Source organism: Terrisphaera buseokensis (genome assembly GCF_047521145.2).
Classification (GTDB): Bacteria; Verrucomicrobiota; Verrucomicrobiia; order Opitutales; family Opitutaceae; genus ER46.
Genome location: NZ_CM134186.1, coordinates 3,079,035 through 3,100,601, shown reverse-complemented (window position 1 = coordinate 3,100,601; position 21,567 = coordinate 3,079,035). Strand labels below are relative to the sequence as shown.

12 protein-coding genes are annotated in these 21,567 nt (G+C 65.0%); 9 read left to right on the top strand and 3 right to left on the bottom strand.

Annotated features, from left to right (window positions below; genetic code table 11):
- Positions 1–20 precede the first annotated feature (20 nt).
- Complete coding sequence (locus ACLJEU_RS11585) at positions 21–1,274, bottom strand: PQQ-binding-like beta-propeller repeat protein (RefSeq protein WP_414662896.1); 1,254 nt, start codon at positions 1,272–1,274, stop codon at positions 21–23.
- Between the two features lie 320 nt (positions 1,275–1,594).
- On the opposite strand from ACLJEU_RS11585, the gene ACLJEU_RS11580 reads away from it, so the two are divergent.
- Genes ACLJEU_RS11580 through ACLJEU_RS11560 form a run of 5 tightly spaced genes read left to right on the top strand, consistent with a single transcriptional unit; the run spans position 1,595 to position 11,206 of the window.
- Complete coding sequence (locus ACLJEU_RS11580) at positions 1,595–5,119, top strand: PVC-type heme-binding CxxCH protein (RefSeq protein ID WP_414662895.1); 3,525 nt, start codon at positions 1,595–1,597, stop codon at positions 5,117–5,119.
- 12 nt (positions 5,120–5,131) lie between these two features.
- Positions 5,132–6,628 (top strand): sulfatase-like hydrolase/transferase, encoded by a 1,497-nt coding sequence (locus ACLJEU_RS11575; protein ID WP_414662894.1) that lies wholly within the window; start codon positions 5,132–5,134, stop codon positions 6,626–6,628.
- A 24-nt stretch (positions 6,629–6,652) separates the two neighbouring features.
- Entirely contained in the window at positions 6,653–8,041 is a 1,389-nt protein-coding gene (locus tag ACLJEU_RS11570) for an arylsulfatase (protein WP_414662893.1), read from the top strand.
- Between the two features lie 49 nt (positions 8,042–8,090).
- Positions 8,091–9,644 (top strand): sulfatase family protein, encoded by a 1,554-nt coding sequence (locus ACLJEU_RS11565; protein WP_414662892.1) that lies wholly within the window; start codon positions 8,091–8,093, stop codon positions 9,642–9,644.
- Between the two features lie 8 nt (positions 9,645–9,652).
- Positions 9,653–11,206 carry a sulfatase gene (locus tag ACLJEU_RS11560; protein WP_414662891.1) on the top strand — a complete coding sequence of 518 codons (1,554 nt, stop codon included), beginning with the start codon at positions 9,653–9,655 and terminating at the stop codon, positions 11,204–11,206.
- Between the two features lie 54 nt (positions 11,207–11,260).
- Here the strand turns inward: ACLJEU_RS11560 and ACLJEU_RS11555 are convergent, their stop codons facing one another.
- Entirely contained in the window at positions 11,261–13,222 is a 1,962-nt protein-coding gene (locus ACLJEU_RS11555) for a hypothetical protein (protein WP_414662890.1), read from the bottom strand.
- Positions 13,223–13,467: 245 nt separating this feature from the next.
- Between ACLJEU_RS11555 and ACLJEU_RS11550 the strand changes: the two genes are divergently transcribed.
- The 4 genes from ACLJEU_RS11550 (at position 13,468) to ACLJEU_RS11535 (ending at position 21,268) form a co-directional block, all read left to right on the top strand.
- Positions 13,468–14,481 carry a WD40/YVTN/BNR-like repeat-containing protein gene (locus ACLJEU_RS11550; protein ID WP_414662889.1) on the top strand — a complete coding sequence of 338 codons (1,014 nt, stop codon included), beginning with the start codon at positions 13,468–13,470 and terminating at the stop codon, positions 14,479–14,481.
- Positions 14,482–14,499: 18 nt separating this feature from the next.
- Positions 14,500–16,386 (top strand): hypothetical protein, encoded by a 1,887-nt coding sequence (locus tag ACLJEU_RS11545; RefSeq protein WP_414662888.1) that lies wholly within the window; start codon positions 14,500–14,502, stop codon positions 16,384–16,386.
- A 350-nt stretch (positions 16,387–16,736) separates the two neighbouring features.
- Positions 16,737–17,684 (top strand): IS110 family RNA-guided transposase, encoded by a 948-nt coding sequence (locus ACLJEU_RS11540; protein ID WP_457795383.1) that lies wholly within the window; start codon positions 16,737–16,739, stop codon positions 17,682–17,684.
- A 128-nt stretch (positions 17,685–17,812) separates the two neighbouring features.
- Positions 17,813–21,268 carry a TonB-dependent receptor plug domain-containing protein gene (locus ACLJEU_RS11535; RefSeq protein WP_414664862.1) on the top strand — a complete coding sequence of 1,152 codons (3,456 nt, stop codon included), beginning with the start codon at positions 17,813–17,815 and terminating at the stop codon, positions 21,266–21,268.
- Between the two features lie 160 nt (positions 21,269–21,428).
- Here ACLJEU_RS11535 and ACLJEU_RS11530 read toward each other — a convergent pair whose 3' ends face one another.
- A complete protein-coding gene (locus ACLJEU_RS11530; RefSeq protein WP_457795382.1) occupies positions 21,429–21,566 on the bottom strand; it encodes a hypothetical protein in 138 nt (45 codons plus the stop codon).
- Position 21,567 lies beyond the last annotated feature (1 nt).

Below are 21,567 nucleotides of genomic sequence, written 5' to 3'. Positions count from 1 at the left end.
TCCGGCTTGGACCGGCCAGCTCAGCGCGCCTTCACGTCGTAGCAATAGATGATGTCCTGGTCCCGCAGATACAGCTTGCCGTTGCTGATCACCGGATGCGTCCAGACCTGACCGCGCGCGGCGCGAATCTTGGTCTGCGGATCGAGTTTGAACCGGCCGCTCTCCTTCCAGCCCGTCGGTGACGCCGCCACGAGCGCCACGGTGCCGCTGCGTTCCTCGAGCGCGTAGAGCATGCCGTCGGCCGCCCCGATGGCGCCCTTGCCGAACTCGCGATGCATCCAGACCTCCGCCCCGGTCTTGAAATCCTGACACACCCAGCCCGGATCACCGTGACCGTACACATGGTCACCGATCAGAATCGCGCCGCCATGGTGATTCTTCATCACCTTGTTCTCGTACACCGTCGTCACTGTATTGTCTTTCTCGATGCGCACGAGTTTCGAACCGGAGCCGTAACCCGCCGTGACGTACACCTCGTTGCCGCGCACGATCGGCGTGGGAATCACCGCGGTGCGGCCGGCGAAGGAGGTTTCCCAGAGCAGCTTGCCGTCGTCGGCCTTGAGGCCCACGACGCTCTTTTCGGTGCGCTGCACGTATTGCGCTACGCCGTTGATCGTTGCCGGCACGATCGAGGAGTAGTGCGCGAGCGCGGTGAACTCCTTGCTCTGCCAGATGACCGTGCCCGTGAGCTTGTCGAGCGCGGCCACGGTGCCCTTCGCGCCACCCGGGGTGCACAGCACCTTCGGGCCATCAATCGTGACCGACTCCGTGTAGCCCCAGTTCGGCACCTTGCCGCCGAGGCTGGCCATCGTCACCTGCCAGAGAATCTTGCCGTCCGCGACCTGCACGCAGACCAGATTGCCCGGGCCGCTGAGCGCGTAAACGCGATCGCCGTCCACCGCCGGCGTGCCGCGCGGACCGTTGCCCCAGTCGTTGCTGAGCACCGCGCCGAGCTTCACCGCCCGAATTTCCGTGCCGGTGTTGGCATCGAGGACGAGCAGGATTTCCTGACCATCGCGCGTACCAAGCGTGAACAACTTTCCTGCGACGATCGCCGGACCCGAGTAGCCGCTGCCCGCATTCTCGAAGAGCCACACCCGCTTCGGACCGCCTTCCGGCCACGTCTTCAACAAACCGGTTTCCTTCGACACATCCGTCCGGTCCGGCCCGCGCCACTGCGGCCAGTCGGAGCCCGCCGACCGATCGGGCGCGGCGAACGCAAGCAGGGTGAAGCAGGTAACGAGAAGACGCGAAGTGGGTGTCGGTAGCATCATGGGGAAAACCAAGCTGGGATCAGGAACGCAGCCTGACGCGCGGGCGTCGCTTGGGATTCGGCTGCGTGTCACGTTGAACCGAGTCCGACGCAGGCGGGATATCATCACCGAGGCAAGCCGATGCGGTCGCCACGTTCGAAGAAAACGCCGGCCGCCCCCGGCCGCGCGTCTGATCCTGACATCGCGTCCGGCTTGCGTGCGCCCGTGGACGCGTTTTCGCTCTGACGCTTCAGCCGTGACGTCGCGGCTCCGCCCCGCACCTTTGCTCTCCTTTCCCTGGCCAGCCCCTTTTCGGTTTTCGCTCTCCTTCCCTCTCCCGCATGAACGTCTTCCTTCGCCGCGCCTCGCTGCTTGCGCTCGCTCTCAGCGCCACCGCCGGTCTCACGCTCCACGGCCTTCGGGCCCAAGCTCCGGCCACTCCGGCGGCGACGCCCCCGACGCCGTCGGCCAGCACCGACACGGGCGCCCCGAAAAAAGCCAAACAGGCGAAGAAAAAACAGTCCGGTCCCACGGCACCCAAGGAAGCGAACACCCCGCCCAAGCCCGGTCCGCACGCCGACATGGCGTTTCCCACCCCGGCCACCACCGCCCGCCCGCAAACCGTCGCGCCGCCGTCCACCGGCGAGCGCGTCGTCTTCATCGGCAACGGCCTTGCCGAGCGTGATGTTTATTACAGCCGCCTCGAAACCGAGCTGCAGCTGCGCTTTCCCGATCGGCAACTGATCGTGCGTAATATGGGCCGCCCCGGCGACACGCCGGCCTTCCGCCCGCATCCGGGACGGGTTTCGCAGTGGGCGTTTCCCGGCGCCGAGAAATTCCGGCCCGAATTCGCGCAGCACAACGGCAAGGGTTTCTTCCCGACGCCGGATCAGTGGCTCACGCATCTGAAGGCGGACACCGTCGTCGCGTTCTTCGGGCTCAACGAGTCCTTCGACGGGCCGGATCGCGTGAACAACTACGAGGCGGAGCTCGAGGCCTTCGTCCGGCACACACTCAGCCAGGCCTACAACGGCCAGTCCGCCCCGCGCCTCGTGCTAGTGTCACCGATCGCGTTTGAAAATCTCTCCGCCAACCGCGATCTGCCCGACGGAAAAAAGGAGAACGCCAACCTCGCCCTGTACGCGGCGGCGATGGCACGCGTCGCGCAGCGCAACGGCGTCACGTTCATCGATCTCTTCAAACCCACGCTCGCCCGCTACGGCGACGCCGCGCGGCCGTTTACGATCAATGGGATTGCGCCGACGTCCGCCGGCTATGAGGAACTCGGCAAGCTGCTCGCCGACGGTTTGTACGGCTCGCAGGCGCGCACGACGGAAGCCGACGCCGCGCTCGTCCACGCCGCGGTGATGGAGAAGGACTGGCTCTGGAACAACGACTACAACCTCGTCAACGGCGTCCACACACACGGCCAGCGCTACACGCCGTACGGCCCGCAGAACTACCCCGACGAAATCAAGAAGACGCGCGAGATGATGTCGCTCCGCGACACGCTCATCCATGACGTCGCCGCGAGTCGCAAACGCGACCTTGTGGTTGACGACAGCAAGACGCACGCACTGCCGCCGGTGCCGACGAATTTCAAACCGGGCGGCGCGATGGGCACGATTGAATACGCCGCCGGCGACAAGGTGATCTCCGACATCAAGGTCATGGACGGCTTCAAGCTCGAGCTCTTCGCCTCCGAGCGTGAATTCCCCGACTTGCAGAATCCCGTGCAGATGTCGTTCGACAACCGCGGCCGGCTCTGGGTCGCCGTCATGCCGAGCTACCCGCACTGGCGTCCGGGCGATCCGCGCCCCAACGACAAGCTGCTCATCCTCGAGGACACCAACGGCGACGGCCGCGCCGACAAGCAGACGGTGTTCGCCGATCACCTCCAGCTGCCGATCGGTTTCGAGCTCGCGCCCGAGGGCGTGTACATTTCGCAGGAGCCGAACCTGTGCCTGCTCGTCGATGACAACGGCGACGATCGCGCCGACCGCATGGAGATTCTCCTGCACGGCTTCGACACGCACGACACTCACCACGCGATCTCCGCGTACTCCGCGGATGCGTCGGGGGCCTTCTATATGGCCGAAGGCCGCTTCCTCCATTCGCAGGTTGAGACGCCTTACGGTCCGCGCCGCTGCAACGACGGCGGCGTGTGGCGCTTCGACCCGAAGAGCTTCCGCCTCGAACGCTACAGCCAGGCGGATTACAACAACCCGTGGGGCATCGCCTTCGATCGCTGGGAGCAGTGCTACATCTCCGACGCCTCCGACGGACTCAATTGGTGGGCGCTGCCACTCTCGGCCAAGATGCCGTACGGTATCGAGATTCCCAAGACGCGCACGTTTGTACCAAAGCGTTCGCGGCCGACCTCCGGCTCGGAGTTCGTGTCGTCACGGCATTTCCCCGACGCCATGCAGGGCCAGTTCATGATCTGCAACTCGATCGGCTTCCTCGGTATCGGCCTGTCGTCGGTGACAGAGGAAGGCGCGGGCTTCGTCGGCAAACTCGCCGGCGATCTGATCTCGTCCAATAATCCCAACTACCGCCCCGTCGATCTCGAGTTTGCCCCCGACGGCTCGCTGTACTTCGTCGACTGGCACAACGCCCTCGTCGGCCACATGCAGCACAACGCCCGCGATCCGAACCGCGATCACGAGCACGGCCGCATCTACCGCGTCACGTATCCCGGTCGTCCCTTGCTGAAGCCGGCGAAAATCGCAGGCGCGACCGTGGCCGAGCTCCTGGAAAATCTGAAGCTGCCCGAGTATCGCACCCGCTACCGCACGCGGCGCGAACTCCGCGGCCGCCCCGCCGCCGAGGTCATCCCCGCGGTGAAAGCGTGGGCGGCGAAACTCGATCGCAACGATCCCGAGTACGAACACCACCTGTGCGAAGCGCTCTGGGCCACGTGGGCGCAGAACCAGCCCGATGCCGGCCTGCTGCGTCAGCTCCTTTCCGCCCGCAAACACGAGGCGCGCGCCGCCGCGGTGAGCGTGTTGCGTTTCGCGCGCGATCAGATCGCCGACGGCACCGCGCTGCTCCGGCAGGCGGCCGGTGATGCGCATCCGCGCGTCCGGCTCGAGGCCATCGTCGCGGCCTCGTGGCTCGACAACACCGATGGCGCCCGCGTCGTGCTTGAAGCCCTCAAGCAGCCGCTCGACGACTGGATGGGACCGGTGACCAAACAGATCCTCGCGCACACGCTGAAGGATGATGTCGAAGCGTTGCGCGCCGACAGCGAGCGGACCTTTGCCGACAACGCGAATGCGCTCGCCCACTTCGCCGGCACGTTCGTGTTTCCCGCGCCGCCGAAATCCGAAGCGCAGCAAAGTTACGGCCCCACGCGTCCGCTCACCGGCGAGGACAACCGCGTCTATAACATCGGGAAGGAAGTCTACCTGCGCGACGGCCACTGCGCCACGTGTCACCAGGCCAACGGCCAGGGCATGGCGAAAATCTATCCGCCGCTCGCGAAGAGCAACTGGATCGACGACGACGAACGCCTCATCAAGATCATCCTCAAGGGCCTCTGGGGTCCGATGGAGGTGAACGGCGAGCACTACGATCCCAGCAAAGGCGTCCCGCCGATGATGGGCTTCGGCGGCATGCTGAACGACAACGAGCTCGCGGCGGTCGCCAGCTATGTGCGGCAGTCCTTCGGCAATGACGGCGAGATTGTCACGACTGAAACCGTCCGCCGCATCCGTGCCGCCACGGAAGCTCGCGTCAACTTCTACATGGCTGACGAAATCCTGCGCGAGCATCCGCTGAAGGTGCTCACGCCGGCCGCGAGTGCAGCGACTCCCGCCGAGCCCACCCCCACGAACGCGCCGGCCACGACGCGTCCGCAGTAAACTCAAACCTCCATGCCCACCACCCCTGCTTTCACTTCCCGCGTCGCGCGCCTCCGCTCCTGGCTGTTTGCCGGGCTCGGTCTCGCGGTCGCGGCCGGCGCGATCGCCGCGACCCCGCGCCGGCCGAACATCCTGTTCCTCTTCGCCGACGACCAGCGCGCCGACACGATCGCGGCGCACGGCAATGCGCACATCAAGACGCCGCACATCGACGGACTCGCGCGCGCGGGCGTGAGCTTCCGGCGCAACTACGTCTTCGGCGGCAACAGCGGCGCGGTCTGCGTGCCGAGCCGCGCGATGCTGATGAGCGGCAAGACCTGGTTCGCAATCAACACCGCCACGTTGGCCGGCGAGAAACTCATGCCCGAGCTGTTCGGGGAAAACGGCTACACCACGTTCGGCACGGGCAAATGGCACAACGGCCAGGCCTCGTGGCTGCGGGCGTTTCAACACGGCGAGAGCGTGATGTTCGGCGGCATGTCGGATCACACCAAGGTGCCGCTGCATGATCGCACGCCCGAAGGCACAATGGCGGGCCCGCGCACCGGTGCCGGGTTTTCCACGGAGATGTTCGCCGACGCGGCGATTCGTTTCCTCGAGACGCAGGACGGCGCGAAGCCGTTCTTCCTCTACACGGCGTTCACCGCGCCGCACGACCCGCGCCAGCCGCCGCCCGGCTTTCCCGCCAACTATGCCGCGCGTCCGCCGCTGCCGAAGAACTTCCTGCCGCAGCTGCCGTTCGACAACGGCGCGATGAACGGCGGCCGCGACGAAAACCTCGGCGCTTGGCCGCGCACCGAGGCGATGATTCGCGATCAGCTCGCCGAGTACTACGCGATGGTCGAGCACCTCGACGCCCAGATCGGCCGCATCCTCGCCGTGCTGAAACGTCGCGGCCTCGCCGAGAACACCATCATCGTCTATGCGGCGGACAACGGGCTCGCCCTCGGCAGCCACGGGCTGCTCGGCAAGCAGAGTGTATTCGAACACTCGATGCGCACGCCCTTCATCATCGGCGGGCCGGGGATTCCCTCGGGCCGATCGGTCGAGGCGTTCACCTACCTCTTCGACATCTTTCCGACGCTGTGCGAACTCGCGGCCATCGCGCCGCCGGCCGGAATTTTCGGCGAGAGCGTCCGCCCGCTCTGGGACGGCACCAAGGCGCGCCTGCGCGACACCGTCTTCCTGCCGTACATCCAGGTGCAGCGCGCCGTGCGCGACGAACGCTGGAAGCTGATCTGCTATCCCAAGCTCGGCTACAGCCAGCTGTTCGATCTCGAGGCCGATCCGAACGAGACGAAGAGCGTCTACGACAACCCGGCTCACGCCGCCCACATCACGCGCCTGCTCGCGCAGATGAAAGCGTGGCAGGCGAAAGTCGGCGACACGCTCGCGGTCAACGCCACGAGCCAGCCGCCACCGTCGATCGATCTCACCGGCAAGGAGCGCAAGACGGATCAGTGGCAGCCCGAGTGGATCGTGAAGAAGTACTTCGCTCCGGCCAAATAGGCCGCGCCGTCACTGCCCCCACCTATGAAGTTCGCGCCGTATCTCCGCGCCTGTTACGCGCTCCTGTGCGTCACTCTGCTGGCAGGGATGATGTCCGCCGCCACGCCCGCGCGACCGCCGAACATCATCTACATTCTCGCGGACGATCTCGGCTACGGCGACCTCGGGAGCTACGGGCAGAAACACATCCGCACGCCCCGGCTCGACCGGATGGCGCAGGAAGGCATGCACTTCACGCAGCATTACGCCGGCGCGCCCTCGTGTCATCCGTCGCGCTGCGCGCTCTTCACCGGCAGGCACGGCGGCCATGGCTTCATTCGGGCCAACAGCAAGATTCCGCTGCGGCCCGAGGACGTGACCTTCTCGCAGATGTTGCAGCGCTCCGGCTACGCGACAGGCGGCGTGGGCAAATGGGCGCTCGGGCTCGAAGGCAGCACGGGAGCACCCGAGCGGAAGGGCATGGACGAGTTTTTCGGTTACCTCGATCAGACGCACGCGCACACCTATTATCCCGACCACCTGTGGCGAAACGGGCAGCGGGTGGAGATCCCCGAAAACCAGCAGGGCCGGCGCGCGGTGTATTCGCATGACTTGTTCACGCAGGCGGCACTCGATTTCATCCGCCGAAATCGGGATCGCCCCTTCTTCTTCTACGGCGCCTTCACGATTCCGCACGCGGAGGTCGCAGTCCCCGACGACTCGCTCGCCGAATATCGCGGCAAGTGGCCGGAGCCGAAACCGTTTCCCGGCGCCAAGACCTACGCCGCGCAGAAGGAGCCGCGCGCGGTGCGAGCCGCGATGATCACGCGGCTCGATCGGGACGTCGGTCGCATCCTCGATCTCCTCGACGAGTTGAAGCTCGCCGAGAACACGCTGGTCATCTTCACCAGCGACAACGGCCCGATCACCGCCGGCGGCCAGGACCCCGACTTCTTCAATAGCACGGGGCCGTTGCGTGATCTCAAGTTCACGCTGTACGAAGGCGGCATCCGCGTGCCGTTCATCGCCCGCTGGCCCGGACGGATTGCGCGCGGGAGCGTGGCGACGCTCGTATCCGATTTCTCGGACATGTTTCCGACCTTCGCCGCCCTCGCCGGTGCCAACGTGCCCGCGGGCCTCGATGGCGTTTCGATCCTGCCGACGCTCACGGGCGAACCGGCGCAGCAGACGCGGCGGGATCACTTCTATTGGGAAGCCGCGCCCCAGCAGGCCGTCCGTCGCGGCGACTGGAAGGCTTACCGCGCCGCGCCCGGCCGGCCGGTCGAGCTCTACGATCTGGCCCGGGACCCCGGCGAAACGAAGAATCTCGCGAACGCCCAGCCCGCGCTCGCCGCCACGCTCGAACAGCTCCTTACGACCGCGCGCACCGACTCGCCGGAGTTTCCCTTGAACCGGAAACAAAAGGGCGACTGATTCACTCGCCGCCGCGCTGCCCCCCTGCCGCCTCACCCTTTTCGCCATCATGCCACGTCTCCTCACCTCGCTTCTGCTGCTCATTGCGTCCTGCACCCTGCTCCGCGCCGCTGCGGCCGCACCTACAGCAACGCGACCGAACGTCATCGTCATCATGGCCGACGATCTCGGTTACGGCGACGTCTCGACGTACGGTGCCACGGCGTTCAAGACGCCGCACATCGACCGGCTGGCCGCCGAAGGCCTGCGTTTCACGAGCGGCTACTGCTCCGCGTCGACGTGCACGCCAACGCGCTATTCGTTCCTGACCGGCAGCTACGCCTTCCGCCGCAAGGGCACGGGCATCGCGCCGCCGAACGGCCACCTCGTCGTCCCGCCCGATCGCGCCACGATCGCGAGTCTGGCGAAAGCCGCCGGTTATCGCACGGCGGTGATTGGCAAATGGCATCTCGGGCTGGGCCTTGAGGGCAGCGGTCCCGACTGGAACGGCGAGATCAAGCCCGGTCCGCGTGAAATCGGCTTCGACTACAATTTCCTCCTGCCGACGACCAACGATCGCGTGCCCCAGGTTTATCTCGAGAACAGCCGCGTCCTCGGCCTCGACGCGGCCGATCCGCTCTGGGTGGGCGACCGCAAGCCCACCGAGGATCATCCCACCGGCATCAGCCATCGTGATACGCTCAAGCTCGACTGGTCGCACGGCCACAACGGCACGATCCACAATGGCATCAGCCGGATCGGCTTCTATACCGGCGGAAAGACTGCGCGCTTCCGCGACGAGGATCTCGCCGACAAGTGGATCGAGAAGTCCAACGCCTGGCTCGAAGCCAATCGTTCCCAGCCCTTTTTCCTCTTCTTCGCCTCCCATGACCTGCACGTGCCGCGGATGCCGCACGAACGTTTCCAGGGCAAAACCGGACTTGGCTTCCGCGCGGACTCCGTCGTCCAGTTCGACTGGTGCGTGGGCGAGCTGATGAAGACGCTGGACCGCCTGGGACTCGCCGAGAACACCCTCGTGGTCCTTTGCTCCGACAACGGTCCGGTCATGGACGACGGCTACAAGGATCTCGCACTCGAGAAGCGAGGCAGCCATCGCGCCGGCGGTCCGTATCGCGGTGGCAAGTACAGCGTCTTCGAGGGCGGCACGCGGACACCGTTCATCACCCGCTGGAAGGGACGGATCCAGCCGGGCGTTTCCGATGAGGTCGTCTGCACCATCGACCTTGCGGCCAGCATCGCCCGCCTGACGGGCACGCCGATCCCGGACGACGCCTGCCTCGACAGCATGGACGTCTCCGATGCCCTGCTCGGAAAACCTGGCGCGAAGGGCCGCGATCATCTCGTGCAGCAGGACAACGGCGGCACCGGCAATTACGGCTTCCGCGCCGGCAACTGGAAGCTCGTCCGGCACGACACCAAGTCCGCCCGCAACATGACGGTCGAAAAGGAGCTCGCCAACACGCCCGTGCCACAGTTCCAGCTCTTCGACCTCGCCAAGGATCCCAACGAAGCCACCAACGTCTTTGACCAGAACCCGGCCATCGGGGAAAAGCTGAAGTCCCAGCTCGCCGGCGTGATTGCCGCCGGGCGCACCCGGAAATAATCCCGACCATGAAACGTCTCCTCGCCCTCCTGGTGGCCGGCCTCGGCCTGACCCTCACCGCCTTCGCCGCCACCCCCGCGACCCGGCCCAACATCGTCGTCTTCCTCGTCGACGACATGGGCGTGATGGACACGTCCCTGCCCTTTCTCACCGACGAGTCCGGCCGGCCGAAACGGTATCCGCTGAATGACTACTATCGCACGCCGGCCATGGAACGGCTCGCGGCGCGCGGCATCCGCTTCAACCAGTTTTGCGCGATGAGCGTCTGTTCGCCGACGCGCGTCTCCATCATGACCGGCCAGAACGCGGCGCGTCACCGCACCACCAACTGGATCAACCCCGACACCAACAACGCCGGGCCCAACGGCGCCCCGCAGTGGAACTGGCTCGGCCTCAAGCCGGGCGATGTCACGCTGCCCGGCGTGCTCCGGACGGGCGGTTACCGGACGATTCATGTCGGCAAGGCTCATTTCGGGCCGCGGAAAGCCGATGGCGCGAACCCGGCCACGCTCGGCTTCGACGTGAACATCGCCGGCGCCTCCATCGGCGCGCCCGGCAGCTACTACGGCGAGCAGAATTTCAACCGCGCCCCGAATGCCAAGGGGAAGGCCGGGGCCGGCGCGCCCGACCACGCCGTGCCGGGCCTGGAGAAATATCACGGCAAGGACATCTTTCTCACCGAGGCACTCACGCTCGAGGCCAACGCCCAGGTCAGCGCCGCGGTGTCAGCCGGTCAGCCGTTCTTCCTGCACTTGGCGCACTACGCCGTGCACGCGCCGTTCCAGGCGGACCCGCGCTTCGCCGCCCACTACAAGGATTCCGGGAAGCCGGCCAACGCGCAGGCGTTTGCCACCCTCGTCGAGGGCATGGACAAATCGCTCGGCGATTTGCTCGATCACCTCGAGAAACTCGGCGTCGCGGAGAACACGTTGATCTTTTTCCTCGGCGACAACGGCTCCGACGCCCCGCTCGGTCACGAGCACGCCGTCGCCTGCGCCGCGCCGCTCCGCGGCAAGAAGGGCTCGCACTATGAGGGCGGAATGCGCGTCCCGTTCATCGCCGCATGGGCCAAGCCCGCCGCCGGCAACTCCGTGCAGCAGCGCCTCCCGATTCCGGCCGGCGCGATCCAGAACCAGCAGGCCGCGGTCATCGATCTGTTTCCCACGATCCTGGCGCTCGCGGGGACGCCGGCACCGAACAATCACACCGTGGACGGCGCGCGGCTCGACACGTTGCTTTCCGGCCGCCGCGATCCGGCGCGCACCGAGACGTTCCTGATGCACTATCCGCACGCGCCGCACCGGACCGACTACTGGACGAGTTACCGCGACGGTCCGTGGAAGGTGATCTATCACTACTTCCCGTCGGCGGTGTCGCAGGATTCCCACTACCAGCTCTTCCACCTCGGCCGCGATCCGTTCGAGCAGACCAATCTTGCGGGCACCGAACCCGGCGAGCTCCGGCGCATGATGCAGGGATTGATCGCCTCCTTGGAAAAGCACGAGGCGGTTTATCCCGTCGCCCCGGGATCGAGCGCACCCCTGCGCCCGGCGCTGCCGTAGTCGCATCGCCCCTGCACTGGACGCCGTCCGACTGCGAAGGCCTGCCGTGGCACGCTACAGCCCGAGTTTACCCGTGCCTTTGCAACGGGTGCATTTCTTCGGTCCCAGACTTTCCATTCGCGCCCGGTACTGACTGCTGGTGATGACCACGCCCACGCAGCTACCGCACCACGTGCTCTGCGGGCGGCCCTGTCCCACACTATAGGATACGTTGGTGCGGCCGAAGGGACCGCTCACGGTCACGGTGTCGTATACCGTGGCCGTGCTCATGCGGGTGTTGTTGCAGGCACCGCAGACTTGCTCGATCCAACCCTTGCCATTGCAATCGGAACAGGGGCCGGCACCGCTGCTCTTGCCGGCCGTGGACGCGGTGAGGAGCCGGCCGTTGCCATCGTACGCCGGCCCCTTGTAGTCGCTGCGATAGTACCCTTCGGGCAGCCGCTTCAATCGCGCCTCGGCCTCGGCCCACGCCTTCGCATCGGCCACCTGTTCCGCCCGCACATCCCGCAGGTACGGCTTGCCGCCCGCGGTGTACGCCAGATCGATCCGCGACTTCCGGGTGTCGTCGGGCACAAACCAGACGTACGGTTCGCTGGTGTAGTGATAAAGATATCCGGGCGTGATCGCGTTGCCCTTCTTGAAATGCCCCTTGGCCCAGAGTTTCGATTTGTAGATGTCATAGGGCATGAAGTCGCCCGTGAAGCTCACGCCGAGATAATCCCAATGCACCGTGCCCTTCACCTCCTCCACCTTCCAGTAGTCATCGACGACCTGATACACTCCGGTGAACCGACTGGGCCGCATGCCGAAAAAGTCCGTATACGTGTAGATATTGCCGACGTAATACTTGCCGCCAATGAGCTTCCCGTCGATGTGCGGCCCTTTCGCGTATTTTTTCTCGAACGACGGATAGGGAGAAACCGGATCGCGAAAGTCCAGCGGCACCGCCGGCGAACTCGGCGAGTTTTTCCCCGCGGCGACGATTGTCGCATCGGGCGCGAAGTAGTCCGGCTTCCGCGAAATCGCGACGTCGGACCGGGCCCCATCGATCCGGGGATCGATGAGTTCGACGACCGCCTGCGGTCCGCGAAAGACCCGGCCGACCGCGCCGGCCTTAAGGCCCATGGGCTTCACTTCATCGTAGCCCATGCCCAGCAGCATGTCCGCCAGGGCCGCGCCCAACTGATCGAAACGGTACGGCGACTTCGTCGTGAAGATCGCACCCGGCCCGGAACCACGGTGGTATGAGACCGAAGTGTCAGCGCCGCTCGCCGCGTCGGCGGGGAAGAGTTCGACGTTGGATTTGTGCGACGTGACGGTCTCGGTCTGTTTCAGCACCGCGTCGGCAATCACTCCTTTGAACTGATTGCCGGCATCCGCCAGGATGCGCGCGAGGCTCGCGCCGATCTGCTTGCGGACCTCAAACGGCAGGGTGTTTTGAGTTTGCCCACCAGCTTGGATCAGCTCGCCAATCACGGCGACGTTGGACGCGAAATATTCCTTCTTCCGCGAGATGACCACGTACTGCAGGCCCTGGCCCGAGGGAATGGAAACCACCTCCACCACCGCCTGCTCCGAACGATACGCCCGCGTCCGGTAGGTCCGGTTGAACCCGATCGGCGCGACCTCGACAAAGCCGCGGGTGGCCAGCTGGCTTTCCAGAAACCGGACAAACTCCGCCATCGATCCCGGCAGACCCTCCTGGAACTCGACGACCGTTCGTCCCGTGACGAAGCTGTGGGTTTCCTTGATGGGGCGTTTTTCCCCGGCCGATGGCACGTCATCCGATGCCGGAAATAGGAGCGTCGAGGACTGCCAGGATTTCGTATTACCGCCTTCGTACACCTCGCCGGCTTTGAGCGGGGCGAAATCGGCCCCCACGTGAGTGAGAATGTCGTCGAGTCCGGCCACAAAACTCTTCTGCTCGTCGGGCAACCATCCGCCCGTTGCCTCCTGGGCCTGCAACGAGGCCAGCGTCCCAAGCCAAAGTAAAAACGCGAATGGGCGGATCTTCATGGTGATTGATTTCGACCGGACGCCAATGCCTCACCCGCGGCCCAGCGGCAATCCCGGGTTTATGCGGAGATTTCGGAGTCAACGACCACGCCTGACAAATCTCCGCTCATGATTCTGCGATCGGGGCTCGCCGTGCGCCGACGAGCCCGCACGATCACTCCCTCGCGCCCACCGCCGCCTCCCTGCGGCCCGTCGTCCCCCCCGTGGCCGGCGATTCCGGTGCACCCTTCCCCGCTCTTCTCTTCATGACCCCGCATCGTTTTTCGGTCCTGCTCTCCGCGATCCTCACCACGGCTTCCCTGGCCGCCGCCGCGCCCGCGTACGACTTCTTCGTCTGCGCGAACATCAACCGCAACTACGTCATCGGTTCGAAAATCATCACGACGAACGGCGTGTACCAGCGCGACGCCGCCGGCGCCTGGCAGCACATCGGCTACAACGACACCGGCATCACGGCCGTCGCCTTCGATCCCCGCGACCGCAACGTCATCTACACCTCCGCGCTCAACGGCCTCTGGCGCAGCCTCGACGGCGGCAAGCTCTGGCGCATCTGCAACGACTGGAGCATGACCGAGGCGCGCGACGTCGTCGTCGATCCCAATGCGCCGGACCACGTCTACCTCGCGCTGCCTGACGGCGTGGCCGTCTCGACCGATCGCGCCGAAACGATCGCACGACGCGAAAACGGCCTGCCGGCACGGGGCAAGTACACGCAGGTTCTGCAGGTGGATCGGACCCGCGCCGGCCGCGTGTTCGCCGGCTGCGAGGTGGGGATTTTTCTCACCGAGGATGGCGCGCAGCACTGGCGGCGGGTGCTGCCGACGAAGGACACCGTTTACGACATCCAGCAATCCCCGCATGATCCGCGCATCTGGATGGCGGCGACGCACGGCGCCGGCGCGTGGCGTTCGATCGATGGCGGGCTGACGTGGGAGAAGGTCGCCACGGCTCCCGCCACGAATCCGCTCTATAATGTCACGTTCGACGTCACCAATCCCCAGCGCCTCGCGCTCGGCAGCTGGGCGCTCGGCGTGCTGACGAGCGAGGACGGCGGCGCCACGTGGATCGATCGCAACGCCGGCCTGCCCGCGGCGCATCACGTGTGGCGGGTGGGCGTTGATCCCGCGGGCCTGCTCTACGCGAGCGTGGCCGCGGAGACACTCTTCGTTTCGGCCGACTTCGGCCGTACCTGGAAGCCCGACGCGCTCGCTGGATCGCTGATCAACAAATTCCTCATCCTGCCGGTGAGCGCCAAATAATCTCCGCCCCTTGTCGTCATGAAGCGCTCTCTTTTTTGCACCGTCCTTTTCGTCCTTGTCGCATTCCACAGCGCGGCGCAGCCCTCGTTCCTGGCGCCGCCGCCGTCAACGGCGCCCGTGCCCGACGAGGACCGACGCCGAACCGAATATCACCGCCGCATCGACGAAGTCCTCGATTGGGCGGCCGGAGGCGGAAACGCGAAGACGGACGATCCCGCCAAGCTGGATCTCGCGATGATCGCCGCCCGGATCGTGCGCGGCCAGGACCTGCCCGGGTGTTCGCAGCGTGTCATTGATCTCATGCGCGAGCCGGGCACCGGCCCGTTCTGGATGTTTCCCACGGTGTGCATCGCCTACCTCGGGCGCGACCGACTGTCGCCCGAGGCTCTGGCCTCCATTCGCACCGCTTGGCGCACGACGCGGCAGGCGCGCGGCGACACCGAGAACCACTTTGCGATGTACTATCTGTCGCTCTACCTGATGGCCGAGCTCTATCCGGACGAACCGGCGGAGACGTGGTATTCGGGGCGCTCTTCGGCCGAGAATCTGGCGGAGGCGCGCTCGTATCTTGTCCACTGGATCGACGTCACCACCACGGTTGGCCAGGGGGAATTCAACCCGACGCATTACATCGGCGAATACGTGATTCCGCTCCTGTACTTGGCGAGCTGGGCGAAGGATCCAGCGATGCGGCAACGCGGACAGATGATGCTCGACTGGCTGTTTGCCGAGCTTGCCGCCACGACGCTCAACGGCGTGTTGCGCGGCCCGAATTCGCGCGCCGACGAGGGCTCCACCATCGAACGCTGGCAGGCCATGGCTTCGTATTTCAGCTGGCTGCAGTTCGGTAACACGCCGCCGACCGCGGGCTACAGCGGCTGGGGCCTCTACTTCGCGCCGGTGGCCAAGAATTACGTCCTGCCCGAGGTGATCTATCGAATCGCGACTGATCGCGCGGGCGATTTCGTGCAACGCGATCGGGCACGCGTGCGCCGCTTCTGGCGTTACAGCGACGAGGACTCGCCGCCGGTGTACAAGACCAACTACCTGCGAAAGGACTACGCCGTCGGCTCCACGCGCGGCGGGAGGATCGATCCGCTGCAGTCGCACGTGTGGGACGTCACCTGGGCCGTGCCCGATCCGCGCGGCAAACACAACACGCTGTTCTCACTGCACCCGCATTCGGCGCCCGAGATCATCCAAGCTTCGTTCACGTTCTATCCCGAGCCGATGATCAAGGGCGTCACGTTCGAGGGCAAACCGTCGTACGACTCACCCGACAAGATCATGGGCAGTTCGCCGTACGAGCAGGTGTTTCAGGATCTCGACACCGTCATCGCGCTCTACGACATCCCGGCGGGCACGCGTTTCCCGCACATCAACGGCTTCTTTTCCAAGGACCTGGTCGACGTGACGGAGGACGCGTCGGGCTGGATCTTCGCGCGCGGCGGCAATGCCTACCTCGCGTACCGGCCGCTGGCCCCGTATCATTGGGAGAAATACCTGCACCACTCGAGCGGATGGGCGAAGGTGAAGCTCGATCTCGGCGGTCGCCTGCTGACAAGCCCGCACCTGAAGAACGGCACCATCGTGCAGGCCGCGAGCGCGGGGGAGTTCAAGACCTTCGCCGCGTTTCAGGCTGCCATCCGCGCGCTGCCGCTGACGGTCAAGCGCGAGCCCACGCCAGCGGTGACGATGACCACGCTGCGGGGCCGGAAGGTGACGTTTGCGTTCGGTCAGACTCCGACCGTGGACGGGCGCGCGATCGACTACGGCAAATGGAAACTCTTTGAAGGCCCGTATCTCAACGCCGAGGTGGGTGGTCGAAAACTGACCATCACCCACGGCCGGCTCGAGCGCGTGCTCGACTTCAACACCCTCACGATCGCCGATCGCGTGAAGTAAGGGGTCCGCGTGAAGTAAGGGGTCAGCAACGGTCTTTCAGGCGAGGTTAAAGGCTGCTAATGGGGTCAGGCCGTTGCACGTTGCAGGGAAGCTGCAACGTGCAACAGCCTTGTATCTTGAACGGCGAAGGTCTGGTTGCGGCTTCCGAGAATGGGCGACAGGCTCGTCGGAGGAAGCCGCAACCAGACCGGTGGCGACTCCCTTTCCGAGTCAGATCGATAACATGGCCTTGAGACGCCAGGTGATCTCGTGGGTCAGCGCGGTCGGCTCGGGATTCTTCATACAAACTCGAACCGTTGGAAGAGCGCGGGCCTCACGGCCGCGCAGCTCGAATCGCAAGACAGAGCGCTATGAATAAAATGACCGAACCAGCTCCGACCTACGCCGGAGTCGATATCTGCAAAGAAGCGTTGGATGTCTCGCTCGTTGGACGCAGTCCGGAGCGCTACGACAACGCCGCCGCCGGAATCACTGGCCTCATCAAATCGCTGGGCAAAATGGCGGGCCCGGTGCACGTGATTTGTGAACCGAGTGGCGGCTACGAACGCGAGCTACTGGAGGCGTTATGGGCCGCCAACATTCCCGTCAGCTTGGTCAACGCTGCCCGCGTGCGGTCGTTTGCCAGGGCGCAAGGGCTGCTGGCGAAGACCGACGAGATTGATGCGTCGGTGCTACGGGAGTTTGGTGAACTCCTTCAGCCCCCGGTCCTCGAAGCTCCTTCGCCCTCACGCCAAAGACTCGCCGCGCTGGTCCAGCGCCGGGAGCAACTGGTGAACCTGCTCACAATGGAGGAACAGCGACTGATGCAGACTCGCGACGTCGTGCTCAAAAAGCTGATCCAAAGTCTAATCGGGGAGCTGCAGAAACAGGTCCAGCAAATCGAGGTGATGATTGAGCAACAGATCGATGACGATGACACGTTGCGCGGGCAGAGCGCGCGGCTGCAACAGGTCAAAGGCATCGGGAAAGTAACCGCCTCCACCATCTTGGCCGAGCTCCCCGAACTGGGGAAACTCAGCCGCAAGCAAGTCGGAGCACTCGCGGGTGTCGCGCCCTATAATCGCGACAGTGGCACCCTCCGCGGTCGACGAACTATCCGCGGCGGTCGAGTAAAAGTCCGCCGCGTCCTCTACCTGGCGGCCCTCGTCGCCACCCGATTCAACCCCGTTCTGAAATCATTCTATCAACGACTCGTCGCCGCAGGTAAGCCCAAGAAAGTAGCCATCACCGCCGTCATGCGGAAGCTCGTCGTCCTTCTCAACCACCTCATTAAAAATCCTCAATTTAACCTCGCCTGAAAGACCGTTGCTGACCCCTTACGGCGCGGGACCGAACTCAGGCAAGGCCCGCACCGGCTTCAGGGCTCGCCGTACCTTTCACGCAAATACCTCTTTCCAATCGCCCCGCGACGCGCCTGCATCACCCGATGACCTGTCGCCCCACCCGTCACCCCGGCGTTGCCCTGCTCCTCGCGTTGAGTGTCCCGCTTCTCGCGCAGCCCACGCAGCCCGCCGCGCCGTCCGCCCCGGTCACCGAGGAGACGGTGAAACTCAATCCCTTCGTTGTCAGCGAAGACGATAATGTCGGCTATGCGGCCACGAGCACGCTCGCCGGCACGCGCATCAACACCGCCCTCCGCGATGTCGGCGCCGCCATCAGCATCGTCACCCCGGAGTTCCTCCGCGACACCGCCGCGACCAACCTCGGCGAGCTGCTCTCGCTCACGACTGCGACCGAGATCGGCGGGGTGTCGGGCAACTTCGCAGGCGGTGCCACCTCATCCGGCCGGCCCGACCAGTCCGACAGCCGCGAGAATCCCCAGGCCAACAACCGCGTGCGCGGCATCGGCGCCGCCACCACCACTCGCGACTACTTCATCACCGACATTCCGTTCGATTCATACAACTCCTCCGGCGTCACCATCAGCCGCGGACCCAACTCACTCCTCTTCGGCATCGGCAATCCCGCCGGCGTGATCGAAGGCTCGATCGTCCAGCCCCAACTTCAGCGCAACCGCACCGAGATCGGCGCACGGTACGGCTCGATGGATTCCTATCGCGCCAACCTGGACCTCAACCGCGTGCTCGTGAAAGGCCGAATCGCGTTCCGCATCGCCACTGTCAACGAGCAGAACAACTACCAGCAGGAGCCGGCCTTTGACCGCAAACGCCGGGCCTACGGCGCACTCAGCTTCGTGATGCGCGACGGCAGGCAGCCCTCGTGGTTTGGCAAGTCCACCGTCCGCGTTTCCGGCGAGATGGGTGACGCCCAGTCCAATCCCGTAAACGTGATCCCGCCGGTCAACTCGATGGTGAACTTTTTCGAAGCGCCGAATCCCGCCATCGCCGCCATCCCCGGCACCGGCATTGACGCCCGCCTGATTGCCGGCTCCCCGACGTTCTCGTGGCGTCCAAAGGTCACGGTCGACAATCGTCTCAGTTCGGCCGCCGTGGTCGCCGCCACGCCCGGCATCGGCGTGCCCTACTTCATCCAAATTCCCGTTGTATTCGATTCCCCGGGACAGCCGCGCGCGGGTTACGCCAGCTCCACCAACCCCGCCCTCGCAAACATCGCCGGTATCATGGGCCGCATCCGCTATGCGCAGAATCCCAACGGTCGCGACGCCATCGACACGTTTTACAGCGGCACTCTCGTCCCGACCGGTTTTGTCGGGCAGACCCTGCAGAACACCGCCATCTTCGACTACCGCAAACATCTCCTGAGCGGCGGACTGAACCACATCGACCAGACCTTTCAGGTCGGCAACCTCGCCTTCACCCAGGAGCTCTTCGGCGGCCGCGGCGGCGTCGAGGTCGCCTACAACCAGCAGCGGACGCGCTCGACCCGCCTGCTGCCATTCTCGTTTGGCGACAATGGCGGCGGCGCTCCCGGCGGCGGCATTGCCATCGACGTCGCGCAGTACCTTTCCAACGACCAGCCGAACCCCAATGTCGGTCGTCCGTTCGTCGACCAGCAGGGCATCACCGATCGCACGCAGACCGGCCTGCGCGAGGCGTTTCGCGCCACGGCCTTTTACCGTCTCGATCTCGAGGATCGCGGCCGGAAGCTCTTCGGCCTTCCGCTCGGCAACCACGTCTTCACCGGCCTGCACACGCGCAACCGCAACGACGCCTCCACCTTCAACTACGCCACCGGCTGGACCAGCACGACGCGCAACCTGAACACCGATGTGTTTCAGTCCACCAACAGCGGGAATTTCCGCACGACGCCCATCGTCGTCCAATACCTCGGGCCGTCCGTCCTCGCCGCCAATTCCCTCAATGACGTCCGCATCACCAACGTCGTCGACGCCCGCGTCCCGCGCGATGGCGACACCTACAATGTCAGTTTCTTCGATTTCACCGGCAAGCGGATGGTCACCGAGCCGCTCTCGGTTTCGCGCTTTCTCAACGGCAACTCAAAGAGCCGCCAGCTCATCGAGTCGCAGTCGTTCAGCCTCAAAAGCGACTTCTTCAAGAACAACCTCGTGAGCGTCGTCGGGTGGCGCTGGGACCAGCTGAAAACGTTTTCCAGCATCGGCAACACGCGCAATCCCGACGACTCGCTCAACAATTCCGCCCTGCGGCTCGACTCCCGGCCCAACCTCGACGAACGCGGCCGCAACTTCACCTGGAGCACCGTCGGCCGCATCCCGCGCTTTTTCACCAAACACCTCCCGCTCGGCATCGAGCTCGGCGGTTTCTACAACTCGTCGGGCAATTTCAATCCGGTCAACGTCCGCTCCAATCTCACCGGCGCCATCATTCCCGCACCCGCCGGCACCACGCGCGAATACGGCGTGCTCGTCGAGTTTCTCGACCGCCGCGTCTCGCTGCGCGTGAATGAATTTCACACCATCCAGACCAACAGCAGCAATGGCGCCCAAGGGGCGACCGCGGGCGTCTACAACTACCCGAGCTTCATGGTCGATCGCTACGTCACGGCGCAGGCCCAGGGCATCGCGTTCAACACGATCCCAGGCGTGACCGCCGCCGGCTACAGTTCCTACCAGCAGCTCTACGCGGCGCTCTTCCAGCTCCACCCGGAGCCCACGCGCACGTTGAAGAACATGCGCCTCAACGCCGCCGGCACCGCCGTGCTCTCCGACGGCATTGCAGGTCTGACCGACACCAGCGATCTCGACGCCCGCGGCCTCGAGGCCGAGCTCGTCGGCAACCTCACCTCGCGCTGGCGCGTTTCCTTCAACGTCGCGAAACAGGAGACCGTCGTCAGCGGTTCCGCCCAGCTCACCAAGCAGGTCGCCGATGCCGTCTACGCCAACCTCGTGAAGTTCAATCTGCTTGGCATCGACCAGGGTCCGGCACTCCCCGAACGCCAGACGGCCGCAACGCGTTTCGCGAGCAATGTCGGCAACGCGCTCGCCGCCACTCTCGCCCGCGACGGCGCGGTTTCACCCGAACAGCGGAAATGGCGCGCCAACTTCACCACGACTTACGATCTGCGCGACTTCGAGCATTCGATCCTGAAGGCCATGAGCGTCGGCACCTCCGTCCGCTGGCAGGACAAGATCGCGATCGGCGCGCCTTTCCTCACGGGCGCGGCCCTGAAGGAAAAAATCGTCGCGACCAACAAGCTATATACCAGTACGAGTCAGATCGCGGACAACGATCCCGTCATGCAAACCCAGTTCCCCGACCTCGCGCATCCGTTCTACGGCAAGGAGGAACTCGCCGGCGATTTCTGGGTGAGCTACCGCCGCAAGATTTTCAGGAACGTCGACTGGCGCCTGCAGCTCAACGTCCGCAACGCCTGGGGCAATGGCGACGACATCCCCGTGACCGCCAATCCCGACGGCCGCATCGCCGTCATCCGCATCCCCAACGAAACGCGCTGGACGCTCGCGAGCACGTTCTCGTTCTGAACGCTGCGACACCCAGAGGAATGTTTGAAACGCCCGGTTTTGGTGCGATCCGGTCGGATCACCTCTGAGAACGTGGGGCGCAAGCTGGCATTGCAGGCATTTCGTGGCCGGCGCCTTTGGGGCACTCAGCGAAATTACTGAAATGGGTGTCGCCACCCATTTACGGCAGCTCGAATCCCCACCGCGCGCCAAGGCGCTGCAGCCGGGAGTAGTCGCGGAAGGCGGCCGCGTGCTGTTTCATGAACTCCGCGTGCTCGAGATCGCTCATTTCCCACCGATTCTCCGACAGCCGAGCCATG

What these genes read in the sequence shown, in the direction of transcription:
- ACLJEU_RS11580 (WP_414662895.1), top strand. Translation starts at nt 1,595, where the DNA reads ATGAACGTCTTCCTTCGCCGCGCCTCGCTGCTTGCGCTCGCTCTCAGC.
- ACLJEU_RS11540 (WP_457795383.1), top strand. Translation starts at nt 16,737, where the DNA reads ATGAATAAAATGACCGAACCAGCTCCGACCTACGCCGGAGTCGATATC.
- ACLJEU_RS11555 (WP_414662890.1), bottom strand. Translation starts at nt 13,222, where the DNA reads ATGAAGATCCGCCCATTCGCGTTTTTACTTTGGCTTGGGACGCTGGCC.
- ACLJEU_RS11570 (WP_414662893.1), top strand. Translation starts at nt 6,653, where the DNA reads ATGAAGTTCGCGCCGTATCTCCGCGCCTGTTACGCGCTCCTGTGCGTC.
- ACLJEU_RS11575 (WP_414662894.1), top strand. Translation starts at nt 5,132, where the DNA reads ATGCCCACCACCCCTGCTTTCACTTCCCGCGTCGCGCGCCTCCGCTCC.
- ACLJEU_RS11585 (WP_414662896.1), bottom strand. Translation starts at nt 1,274, where the DNA reads ATGATGCTACCGACACCCACTTCGCGTCTTCTCGTTACCTGCTTCACC.
- ACLJEU_RS11565 (WP_414662892.1), top strand. Translation starts at nt 8,091, where the DNA reads ATGCCACGTCTCCTCACCTCGCTTCTGCTGCTCATTGCGTCCTGCACC.
- ACLJEU_RS11535 (WP_414664862.1), top strand. Translation starts at nt 17,813, where the DNA reads ATGACCTGTCGCCCCACCCGTCACCCCGGCGTTGCCCTGCTCCTCGCG.
- ACLJEU_RS11545 (WP_414662888.1), top strand. Translation starts at nt 14,500, where the DNA reads ATGAAGCGCTCTCTTTTTTGCACCGTCCTTTTCGTCCTTGTCGCATTC.
- ACLJEU_RS11550 (WP_414662889.1), top strand. Translation starts at nt 13,468, where the DNA reads ATGACCCCGCATCGTTTTTCGGTCCTGCTCTCCGCGATCCTCACCACG.
- ACLJEU_RS11530 (WP_457795382.1), bottom strand. Translation starts at nt 21,566, where the DNA reads ATGGCTCGGCTGTCGGAGAATCGGTGGGAAATGAGCGATCTCGAGCAC.
- ACLJEU_RS11560 (WP_414662891.1), top strand. Translation starts at nt 9,653, where the DNA reads ATGAAACGTCTCCTCGCCCTCCTGGTGGCCGGCCTCGGCCTGACCCTC.